The 10,371-nt window shown below is 36.9% G+C and carries 7 protein-coding genes; 3 read left to right on the top strand and 4 right to left on the bottom strand.

All coding sequences use genetic code 11. The annotated features are described in order from the left end of the window. Position 1: 1 nt before the first annotated feature. The 4 genes from BMZ04_RS13740 to BMZ04_RS13755 all read right to left on the bottom strand — a co-directional run bounded on the left by BMZ04_RS13740 (position 2) and on the right by BMZ04_RS13755 (position 3,838). The gene (locus tag BMZ04_RS13740) at positions 2-1,354 is read right to left on the bottom strand and encodes a phosphoribosyltransferase domain-containing protein (RefSeq protein ID WP_255367918.1); all 1,353 of its coding nucleotides are present in this window, start codon (positions 1,352-1,354) and stop codon (positions 2-4) included. After that, on the bottom strand, positions 1,311-2,441 hold the full coding sequence (locus BMZ04_RS13745; RefSeq protein WP_093271720.1) for an HpcH/HpaI aldolase/citrate lyase family protein: 1,131 nt from the start codon (positions 2,439-2,441) through the stop codon (positions 1,311-1,313). The genes BMZ04_RS13740 and BMZ04_RS13745 overlap by 44 nt, the downstream gene beginning before the upstream one ends. A 180-nt stretch (positions 2,442-2,621) precedes the next feature. After that, complete coding sequence (locus BMZ04_RS13750) at positions 2,622-3,197, bottom strand: TerD family protein (protein ID WP_093271724.1); 576 nt, start codon at positions 3,195-3,197, stop codon at positions 2,622-2,624. A 14-nt stretch (positions 3,198-3,211) separates the two neighbouring features. After that, the gene (locus BMZ04_RS13755) at positions 3,212-3,838 is read right to left on the bottom strand and encodes a TerD family protein (protein WP_093271727.1); all 627 of its coding nucleotides are present in this window, start codon (positions 3,836-3,838) and stop codon (positions 3,212-3,214) included. Between the two features lie 384 nt (positions 3,839-4,222). Between BMZ04_RS13755 and BMZ04_RS13760 the strand changes: the two genes are divergently transcribed. From BMZ04_RS13760 to BMZ04_RS13770, 3 genes are all read left to right on the top strand, one after another. Beyond that, positions 4,223-6,562 carry a helix-turn-helix domain-containing protein gene (locus BMZ04_RS13760; RefSeq protein ID WP_093271730.1) on the top strand — a complete coding sequence of 780 codons (2,340 nt, stop codon included), beginning with the start codon at positions 4,223-4,225 and terminating at the stop codon, positions 6,560-6,562. A 652-nt stretch (positions 6,563-7,214) separates the two neighbouring features. Further along, positions 7,215-8,603, top strand: coding sequence for an MFS transporter (locus BMZ04_RS13765; RefSeq protein ID WP_304442101.1), 1,389 nt, complete (start codon positions 7,215-7,217; stop codon positions 8,601-8,603). Positions 8,604-8,618: 15 nt separating this feature from the next. Further along, positions 8,619-9,800 (top strand): amidohydrolase, encoded by a 1,182-nt coding sequence (locus BMZ04_RS13770; RefSeq protein WP_093271737.1) that lies wholly within the window; start codon positions 8,619-8,621, stop codon positions 9,798-9,800. Positions 9,801-10,371: the final 571 nt, after the last annotated feature.

Below are 10,371 nucleotides of genomic sequence, written 5' to 3' on the forward strand. Positions count from 1 at the left end.
CTTATTCTCCTCCTTCATATGGCATAGTAAGGGATACCCATGTAACAGGTGCAAAGGTTTCAAGATGTGTAAGTAGTGGAAACCAGCTAGTATTTTCTTTCACGGATTCTGCAATAACAATGATTTGTTCGACTGCTACATCCGATAGGTTATATACATATTGATCTATTCCATTTGAGTCCGGTAAGGTAAATTTACATTTTTGTTTAATAGGATAGGACTTTTCATTTTTAGCGAAAATAGGACTTCTTGTTGTTGTTTGTACTTTTGTCTCTTTGCCAAAAGCTAAAGCAAATCTTAGTGGAATATATATATTTTCTCCAACACCAATTACAAGTGTAGATTTATTTCTATCAATAGAAGGAAGTGTGTTTATCAGTTGTTTAATCCATTCTTCCATTTCTTCGTGATGATCAGCGGTTAAACCAAATCTACCTGTAAAAGTGTTGTACGCTGCATGAGCACTATAATTAGTAGAAGTAAATGGTGCCGTTAATGCTTCATTCGCAAATACTTCAAATTCCTTATATTCGTTAAGGTAAGTCAGTTCTTTTTCTTCAATTGACGTTTCATTGCTCAATGAAAACTGCCCAGAAAGAATGGAAATAACTTCTGCAGATATACCACGAGCTTTCATGACATGATTAAATTCAATCTGTTGGTCATCATTTCGCCAGTCTAAAATAGACAATACTTTATATTGTTTTCCAGGGAATGATTCATTTAATGCAGCGATTAGGTTGGACGCGGTAAGACCTGTTGTAATTTCATCATCCACCAGGACAATTGTTTCTGCTTCCATTAGTATTTCTTCAGGTGCATAAACGCGGTGCGAGGTAGCATGAGAATGTTCCTCTTCAAAATAAAAAGAAGGCTTTAAATTGATTATTTCTTCTCTCGTTGTATGAATATACGTAGCGTCGTGAAAGTGGTGGAATACAGCGTGTCCTAAACCAGTTGCGGTTTCCGCGAAACCAATAAAAACAGTTTTTGTCGGTAATTTTGCTTTGTATGCCAAAGATTTTGCGCTTAACGCTCGATCTGGAACACCCGAATTTACCATTTCCACAATTTCAATTAAATGCGGAAGAGGTTTTTCCCCTTCACTTTCAAGAAGCATAGACGCTAAGATTGAGCCGGTTCCAAGGGAAATAGCGGGATCTACCGCCAAATGTTTTCCGAGTAAGCGGCTTACGAATAAAAAGCTTCTTTTTTTGTTGATTCTTACACCCATTTCAAAAAGGGCTTCAGGTGAGAAATTATTTGGATTGTTTTTTACTTCAATCGTTAATTTCAGATCTCCATGTAAGTTATACGTTTTTAATATGTTGGAGGAAGTCGAGTGATGTAACATTTTCTTTAAGCACCCCATATATTTCTGCTTGTATTAGTATTTTCAAAGCCCAATTGTAATGGGGCTTCACTTCATTCATTTTATTTCTAGCCGAACTTCGTAAAACTCCGTTCGTCTCTTGTTTGTTTCCGACAATTAAGCGTGCATCATCGTATATTTCTTTTGGTACTATGTAAGCGGCATTAACGATTTCAATTTGAGAAGGATGAATACATGTTTTTCCCGAAAAACCATTTGCAACATCTAGTTGTACTTCGTTCCACAAGACAGTTTCAAAATCGCTTAAGTTATTTGTTAAATCCATGTTGTTCTGTGGTTTAAAATAGTCATAGACAGGACCAGAAATGACAAAGTTATCTTCTTGCCGGGTAAATTTATTCAAAATGGCAGTTAAACAATCTGCAATGAGCTTTATATCATATACGTTTCGATTGCCAGGACGTCTTAAACTGAAAAGACTTGTAAAATCAGTTGCACCAACACGAATTGTTAAAATCATGTCTTCAAATTGCTTGAATAGCTTGTACAGTTCAGTTAGTTCTTGTTCCCTGGACTCTGTATAAATTATTTCTTTTGTTTCTAAAATAGGCAATGCATATAAATGTATTGAATAATGCAGATTGATTGTTTGTAAGCAAGCTAAAAAGCTTTCTGCATTGGAAGTGGTGCATTTTGGGAAAACTATCCCGGTAAATAGGTGAATGGTGCTCCCTAATTGTTCTGCTAGTTTTTGAAGTTGCTCGATGTTTCGGATACGAAGGAATAGAAGGGGGAGCTCGTGTTTAGTAGTAACTCCTTTTTCAAAAGCTTGCTCTATTAATCGGAGCTCATGTACCACATTATTTTCTGCCTCGATCAGTTCCGAGTCAGCAATCGAATCTTCTAAACAAATGATTGCGTTCGTTAAATTTTTTAAGTGATCATTCGTTAGCTTTGATGTGATATTGGGCATGGAACCTGGAATATACAGAGTAGCTCCTAGTGCGATGCCTAATTTTTTTTTCTCTAAATTTCTCGAGAATTCTTTAGGTGGTACATGAAAAAAATGGCTTATTACCTCTTCATGCACTCCTCTAAAATGTTTCATAACTTTCACTCCTAAAATATGAAGAAGGCGCTGTTAGGTTCACCCAGATTCCACTTTTGATATAGTTTTTGTAAAATAAAAAGCAAGGAAAAATACCCTTGCTTTTTGTTCTGCATCAAGACTTCAGCGCATTGCCCCTTGGGGTCAAATATAGGCGCTTCCGCTTTTGTTCGTAATGTTTTAGTTTAGGCCGAAGTCAGTAACTAAAGCTGCTAAACCACCTTGGTATCCACTACCAATTGCATTGAACTTCCATTCGCCGCCGTGACGATACAATTCTCCTACAACAACTGCAGTTTCAATAGAGAAGTCTTCCCCAAGGTCATAACGGATTAATTCCTCTCCACTATCTGCATTTAAAATTCGTACATATGAGTTATTTACTTGACCAAAGTTTTGTCCACGTGTTTCTGCATCGTGAATAGTAATGCTAAATGCGATTTTTTCAATGGAAGCTGGAACGGTTGATAAGTTAACGTTTACTTGCTCATCGTCACCATCACCGTCACCAGTGCGATTATCTCCAGTATGAACAACAGCACCACCTGCACCTGTTGTATTATTATAGAATACGAAGTCGCTTTCAGAAGAACATTTCCCGTTACTTCCAAGTAAAAATACTGATGAGTCTAGATCGAAATCATTACCACCGTCGTATTTATTTGTATCCCAACCTAATCCTATTGTAACATTCACCAAACCTGGGTTTGTTTTAGTTAAATCTACCTTTTGTCCTTTTGATAAGTTAATGCCCATTAATAAACCACTCCTTATAAGTATTTTTTTGCAATCGAACCAATGTCTAAATCTGATGTACCTTCACCTATAGCAGAGAATTTCCACTCAGAGCCGTGACGATATAATTCGCCAGGGAAAAGAGATGTTTTTCCAGCATAGTTTTCGGATAAGTTGTAATGTATTAATTCTTCTTTACTTCCACTATCTACAAGACGGATGAAGGCATTTTGAATAAGTCCAAAATCTTGCTTTCTTTGTGCTGCTTGATAAATATTAACTACAAACACCAACTTATGTACAGATGGTGAAATAGCACTTAGGTTCACATTTATTACTTCATCGTCACCTTCGCCATCTCCAGTACGATTATCGCCTGAATGGACAACGCTACCATCTTTACTTGTTTTGTTCCCAAAATAGACTAAGTTTTCTTTAGATAATAGTTTTCCTTTTTCATCTAAAAGAATTACAGAAGCGTCACAGTCTATTTCAGCACCACCAGCAGCACCACCGCCACCTAATAGTCCACTTAAAAATCCACCGCTTTTTTTCTTTTCTTTTACTACTGGATCCCAGCCTAAACCAACCATAACGCTAGATAAGGAAGATCTACCTTTAGTTAAATCTATTTTTTGACCTTTTACCAAATTAATGCCCATTCATATCCCTCCATTTAAATAGCCTTATAAATGATACGTTATTGCGTACAAAAAGTTTCAAAAAATAGAACTAATAATACATTCTGATTTTTATTATTAAAGGAAGGTAAAAAATGCTTATCAGAGTTTTTTACCTACTACTATTATTACCACAAAAACAATGGAACTTCACTTAATACGAAGTTGTTTCTAGTAAATATATTTAAGATTTAGCGGTTTGGCGATTGATAAACAACTGCAACAACAATTTAAGGGTTTTCACTCCTCAACTGTCAAGATAAGGTGGAAAGTTTTATTATTCAGTCATTTAAGGAAATGATATGTGTTGCGCAAGTTACTTCTATGTTAGTAAGATGGCGATAAGAGGTTTAAGGGGTGATCATCATGGATGAGCGATTAAAGGATTTTCATCTACGAATACAGAAAATCGGTCATGTTGACCGTGTGGTGAATCGTGGAATTGAATTTGTTTTAGTGATCGAAGGTAAGCTTACGATTGAGACTAGCAGTAGAATTTATCAAATGAAAGAAAAGGATCTACTTGTTATTAATCGAAACGAGCTCTTTGAAATGAAGGGAAATAAAGAGAATAGTGTTCTACGGTTCACAATTTCTGATTCGTATATGGAACAATCCTATAAAGAGTATCGGCATCAACGGTTTGAATGTTTTTCGCAAGATATTGATATTGGTCGAGAAGCATTAATGGACCAGCTTCGTACTTTCTTTGGTGAAATGGTCATTACATACTTCCGTAAAGACGATATTTACACGATTGAAATGCAACGTATCGTGAGTGAAATTCTTCTAATACTGATTCGTCGTTTCAAAGAGGAAGGAAATGCATTAGGACAGCTTGATACTGAGGATAATAGACTTGTACAGCTCGTAGATTATTTGGAGAGACATTATCAAGAACAAATTACGTTAGAACAGATGGCTCATAAGCTTTATATGTCTCCCGGGTACTTATCACGCTATTTTAAGCGGAAAATGGGAGTGGGATTTAGTCGTTTTTTGATGGATATTCGATTGAAGCATAGTGTGAAAGACTTACTTTATTCATCAGATTCCATTGCTACTATTTCAATGAATAATGGTTTTCCGAACACGAAATCCTTTACGAGCCTTTTTAAGGAAATTTATGAGGAGACACCCAAAGTATATCGAGAACGTAATATGAAAGAGAAAGTAAATATCGATAAAACAGCTAACATAAAAGGCATTGAAACACTCACTAGCTCGACCTCTATTTTTATTCAATTGGGATCAATGCTTGCTCAAACAAATAAAACATACAGCAATACGGAAACTCGTTTTGAGGAGTTGCATATTGATGTGTCTGTTCCTTCAAGAGAAAAAATTACACGTCCAGATCATGTCTTAATCATTCGTGAATTGAAAGAGCTATTAAAAGAGGATATACGTGAACAAGTATTAGCGGTAAAAGAGGAGTTGCGACTAAGTTATATAGGCATTCAAAACTTAGTCAGTAGTGCCACATTTCTACCAACAGTCGAAACAGATGAAACAATTGCTACTTCTTCCCCTTATTTTAAAGCAGATTTGGCAATAAACTTTTTGAAAAAGCATGATCTTGCTATATTTAGTCGCGTTAGTTATCAAGATATATCTACTGATGAAGAGTCGTATTTTATCAAATTGGAGGGGTTTTTACGGCATTGTCTACAAGTGTACGGGGAATGTTATGTTAGTAAGTGGCATGTTCTTTTTTACGAATCCTATGTCACAGTAGTCGATCAAAAAGAACTGCGTCGCGTTTATACGAAAATGTATAATATTATTAAAAAGGTAGTACCTGGAATTCATATCGGTGTGTTTTTGCCATTCTCCTATGAAGAAGAAAGAACAAGTGAGCGTCATGAGTGGATTTTACAAGAAGACGAACGCATTGATTTTATTGGTTTCCATGCCAATCAAAATGAAGTGATTGATTTTGAAGATACGAGTAATGATCGATTTTTGCTCGCAAAGAATTATGTTAAAGATAAAACGAATAAAGTGAAATATTATTTGAAGCAGCATCATATGGATAAGCCACTCCATTTAGTAACATGGAATACGCTTTCCGGAAATACACGTTATACAAATGGTACATTTTTCCGTGGGGCATTAGTGCTAAAAAGTGCCTGGGATATTTCAAACGATATCCATTCACTTGCGTTTTGGATTAATACTGAACTGCATGAAGTGGCTGATCAACATCATCGCATTCAATTAGAAGGGATGGAATTGTTTCATTATTTTAATGGGAGACGTCCAGCTTTTTATGCTATGTTGTTTGCGGAAAAACTATCTGGGAACATTATCGCACAAGGACCAGATTTCATCATGACGGAGTATGAGAGAGGCTATCAATTAATACTGATGAATTGTATTAATGTAAACCCATATTTCTCCATTGAAGATGCGTTTTTGGAAAAATTAAATAAAGATATTCGTGTTATCATTACGGGCTTGAAGCATGGTGAATATCAGGTTCGAAAATATACGTTCGATAAAGACAATGGAGCACTTTATACGAATTGGTGGAATTTAGGTAGTAAACATGGAGTAGATATAGAAATTGCAGAATATATTAATCGATTAAGTCATCCTTCTTTGCAAATATTTGATGAAACAATAGATGGGGACTGGTCATTTTATTCCTATCTAACAATTAACGCCATACACTTTTTTGATATTCGAAAGTCTTTCATCTAACAATAATAAAATTGATGTTCCTAAGCACACCAGTGAATACTAGCATAGCTAGTGTCCACTGGTGTGTTTTTTTATACTATAAGAAATTTTGAGTTATATGGTATGTGGATAACTTTTTCTCGCTAATTTAGGGTGTGGAATAAAGCGTTTTAAAAAGCCCTATTATGTTACCGCTATGATTTTCGCTGCAGGCGGACGCTTTCCGCCCGGTGAGCGATGAGCCATCACCACAGCTCACGCTTACGTTGTGATGTCACATCTGTTTCACTCATCGGGCTGGAGTCGCCGCCCGCTGCGAAAATCAATGGTACTTGCTTGCTGACTAATCAATAGCTAAATCGAATAAAGCACTAAGATTATCAAGGTCCTCCTACCTTCGAAGAAAGCTTCCAAAAACATGTTAAACTCAAAGGTGAAATATTAACCGTCTTTTTTGTACCAACCATTTCTTCAATCAAAAAAATATACAATTTTACAAAGAAATACATCGAAAAAGGCATGATGACAAGATGATTCTTGTTGTAGAATTTAGCTATAGGAAAGCTTACCTAGCAACATAATAAAGTCCTTGAATATTTTCCTAAGTAATTTGCATGAAACAGAACTTTTAACAAATACTCAAGTAAAGTGACACAAAATTAAAGGAGTGTACATTATGGAAACAACCTACAAAGGTACAAATAAAATGATTATAGGTATTGTATTTGGGGTATTAACATTTTGGTTATTTGCCCAAGCAATGGTCAACGTAGTTCCAGCAGTTCAAAGTGATTTAGGAGTTTCATCTGGTACATTAAACATTGCAATTAGTTTATCAGCGCTATTCTCGGGTATTTTCATCGTAGCAGCCGGTGGACTTGCTGATAAAATTGGACGGAAGAAAATGACGAATATCGGACTCATTTTAAGTATTATTGGTTCACTTTGTTTAGTTTTAGCAAATGGTTCAACATTACTCATTATTGGTCGGATCATTCAAGGTTTTTCGGCTGCTTGTATTATGCCTGCATCGATTGGCTTGATGAAAGCCTATTTTGAAGGGGCTGAACGTCAACGGGCACTTAGCTACTGGTCAATAGGTTCTTGGGGTGGTTCAGGTGTTTGTTCGTTATTCGGCGGAGCAATTGCAACATATATGGGGTGGAAATGGATTTTCATCTTCTCCATTATCATCGCAATTCTTGCATTGTGGTTATTAAAAGACACGCCTGAAAGCAAAGCAAAACAAACTGACAAATCGAAGTTTGATGTTGGTGGTCTAATTATCTTCATTATAACAATGTTAGCGTTGAATATTTTCATCACACAAGGTGCTGAAATTGGTTGGACAAACTGGATTACGATCGTACTGTTAGCTGTCACAGTGATTGGTGCGATTATCTTTATAAAAGTTGAAAATGGTAAATCGAATGCGTTAATCGATTTTGGATTATTTAAAAATGCGCCGTACACTGGTGCAACTGTGTCAAACTTCTTGCTCAATGCTATAGCCGGAACGCTTGTTGTTGCGAATACGTATGTACAAGAAGGAAGAGGTTTTACATCTTTTCAATCGGGTATGCTTTCCATCGGTTATTTAATTGCTGTGCTTGCGATGATTCGTGTTGGAGAAAAGATTCTTCAAAAAGTTGGTGCGAAAAAACCAATGCTTTGGGGTACGGTTTTGACGCTTATCGGTGTTGGGGTGATGGGTTTAACATTCTTACCAGATGTTGCTTACACAGTGGTCGTATTTATAGGATTCGCTCTGTTTGGTTTAGGATTAGGGATCTATGCAACACCATCTACAGACACCGCGGTATCGAACGCACCTGACGATAAAATTGGTGCAGCATCAGGTATTTATAAAATGGCGAGCTCCCTTGGTTCTGCTTTCGGGGTTGCAATTTCAGCAACAGTATATGCAATGATTGCAGCCAAAAGTGGGGTAGATGCAGCGGCAACTGGAGGTATTATTGCCAATGTAATTTTCGGAGTTATCGCATTGTTATCAATTATCTTCATGGTTCCAAATAATGCCGGTAAAAGTGACGTTAAATAAGGGAGAGTGCAATTAATGAGAGAAAAATTAATGAAAATGTTAGAAGAACGAGAAAATGAAATTATTCAAATTCGTCGTCACTTACACGAAAACCCAGAGTTATCATTTAAAGAGGAAAAGACAGCTAAGTACATTGAAGCCTTTTATAAAGGAAAAGAAGTCGATATTCAAACAAATGTCGGAAATGGCTACGGTATTATTGTAACAATTAAAGGAGCAAAACCTGGTAAAACAATTGGACTTCGTGCAGATTTCGACGCACTCCCAATTGTGGAAGAAACAACAGTACCATTTAAATCAAAAAATGAAGGCGTCATGCATGCATGTGGTCATGATGGGCATACAGCGTATTTATTAGTGTTAGCAGATTGCTTAATCGAATTGAAATCAGAGTTGTCTGGAACGGTTAAACTAATCCATCAACATGCAGAAGAAGTTCCACCAGGTGGTGCAAAAAGTATTGTAGAATCTGGATTGCTCGATGATTTAGATGAAGTGTATGGAATCCATTTACTTCCAATGGGACCAGCAGGATTAGTTGGCTACCACGCAGGGTTTTCATTCAATGGAAGAGCGTACATGAAATTGAAAGTACAAGGTAGAGGAGGGCATGGTTCCTCTCCACATTTAGCGAATGATGCGATTGTTGCAAGTGCTCATTTCGTTACTGCAGTTCAAACGGTTATTAGTCGTAGATTAAGTCCATTTGAAATTGGTGTTATTACAATTGGTTCTTTTGATGGGAAAGGTACATTTAATGTCATTAAAGACAGCGTAGAGCTAGAAGGTGACATTCGCTATATGACTGTTGAAACGAAAGAAAAGATCGAACAAGAAGTAAAACGTCTTGTTAAAGGGTTAGAGGAAGAGTTTGGTGTTACTTGTGAATTAACGTATGAGACGGATTATCCGCCACTATACAATAATCCTGAATTGACAGCTAAAGTGGCTGAAACGCTTAAGAATGCGAATGATCCACATATTAAAGAAGTGAAAGAATTCCCAGCGATGGCGCCATCGGAAGACTTTGCTTATTATGCAGAAAAATTCCCGGCGTGCTTCTTCTATATTGCTTGTACACCTGAAGGGGTGGAAGATCCATATTTCAATCATCATCCAAAGTTTGACATAGACGAAGCATCATTGTTAGTCGCGGCAAAAGCTGTGGGACAAGTTGTATGTAGTGCGCAGGAATAAAATAAATAAGGCTATCCTTTAAGTCAACTTTGACTTAAGGGATAGCCTTTTTACATGGAAAGTTGCATTAATAATTACATCAAATACTACCCCGTATAGAGATACTGTGTCGTAAGAAAGTTACCGCAGGATTTCCGCTGCAGGGCGGACGCTTTCCGCCGGGTGAGCGATAAGCCATCGCCGACGCTTACGCGTTCGCCTGCGATGTCTTATCTGTCTCACTCATCCGGCAGGAGTCGCCGCCCTTCCGCTCCAATCCAAAAGAAATTGCAAGCTAATTAGCACCACTGTTACAAATGAAATCCAATAAATGGATAAACAAGACATAACAAGCTACGAACACGACAAACTTTCTCATAGTAAGACCTTACTTGTGATGAGATAGCATATTCTAATTTCATTTGGCTATGTTAAAGGTAGGGGTTGATTTTTCGTGAGGTAGTATAGTTTGTGAAATGTTACACTTAAACTAACGGGGCAGCGCGACAAGTTTTGTTATAAGCACTAAGGTGTGAAAAAACAAGGGATTTCTTCCGAAATCCTAACTTTATAACCGAGGATAGGAATGATA

Origin of the sequence: Psychrobacillus sp. OK032, assembly GCF_900111345.1 — a bacterium.
GTDB lineage: Bacteria > Bacillota > Bacilli > Bacillales_A > Planococcaceae > Psychrobacillus.

What these genes read in the sequence shown, in the direction of transcription:
- BMZ04_RS13745 (WP_093271720.1), bottom strand. Translation starts at nt 2,441, where the DNA reads ATGAAACATTTTAGAGGAGTGCATGAAGAGGTAATAAGCCATTTTTTT.
- BMZ04_RS13750 (WP_093271724.1), bottom strand. Translation starts at nt 3,197, where the DNA reads ATGGGCATTAACTTATCAAAAGGACAAAAGGTAGATTTAACTAAAACA.
- BMZ04_RS13770 (WP_093271737.1), top strand. Translation starts at nt 8,619, where the DNA reads ATGAGAGAAAAATTAATGAAAATGTTAGAAGAACGAGAAAATGAAATT.
- BMZ04_RS13740 (WP_255367918.1), bottom strand. Translation starts at nt 1,354, where the DNA reads ATGTTACATCACTCGACTTCCTCCAACATATTAAAAACGTATAACTTA.
- BMZ04_RS13755 (WP_093271727.1), bottom strand. Translation starts at nt 3,838, where the DNA reads ATGGGCATTAATTTGGTAAAAGGTCAAAAAATAGATTTAACTAAAGGT.
- BMZ04_RS13760 (WP_093271730.1), top strand. Translation starts at nt 4,223, where the DNA reads ATGGATGAGCGATTAAAGGATTTTCATCTACGAATACAGAAAATCGGT.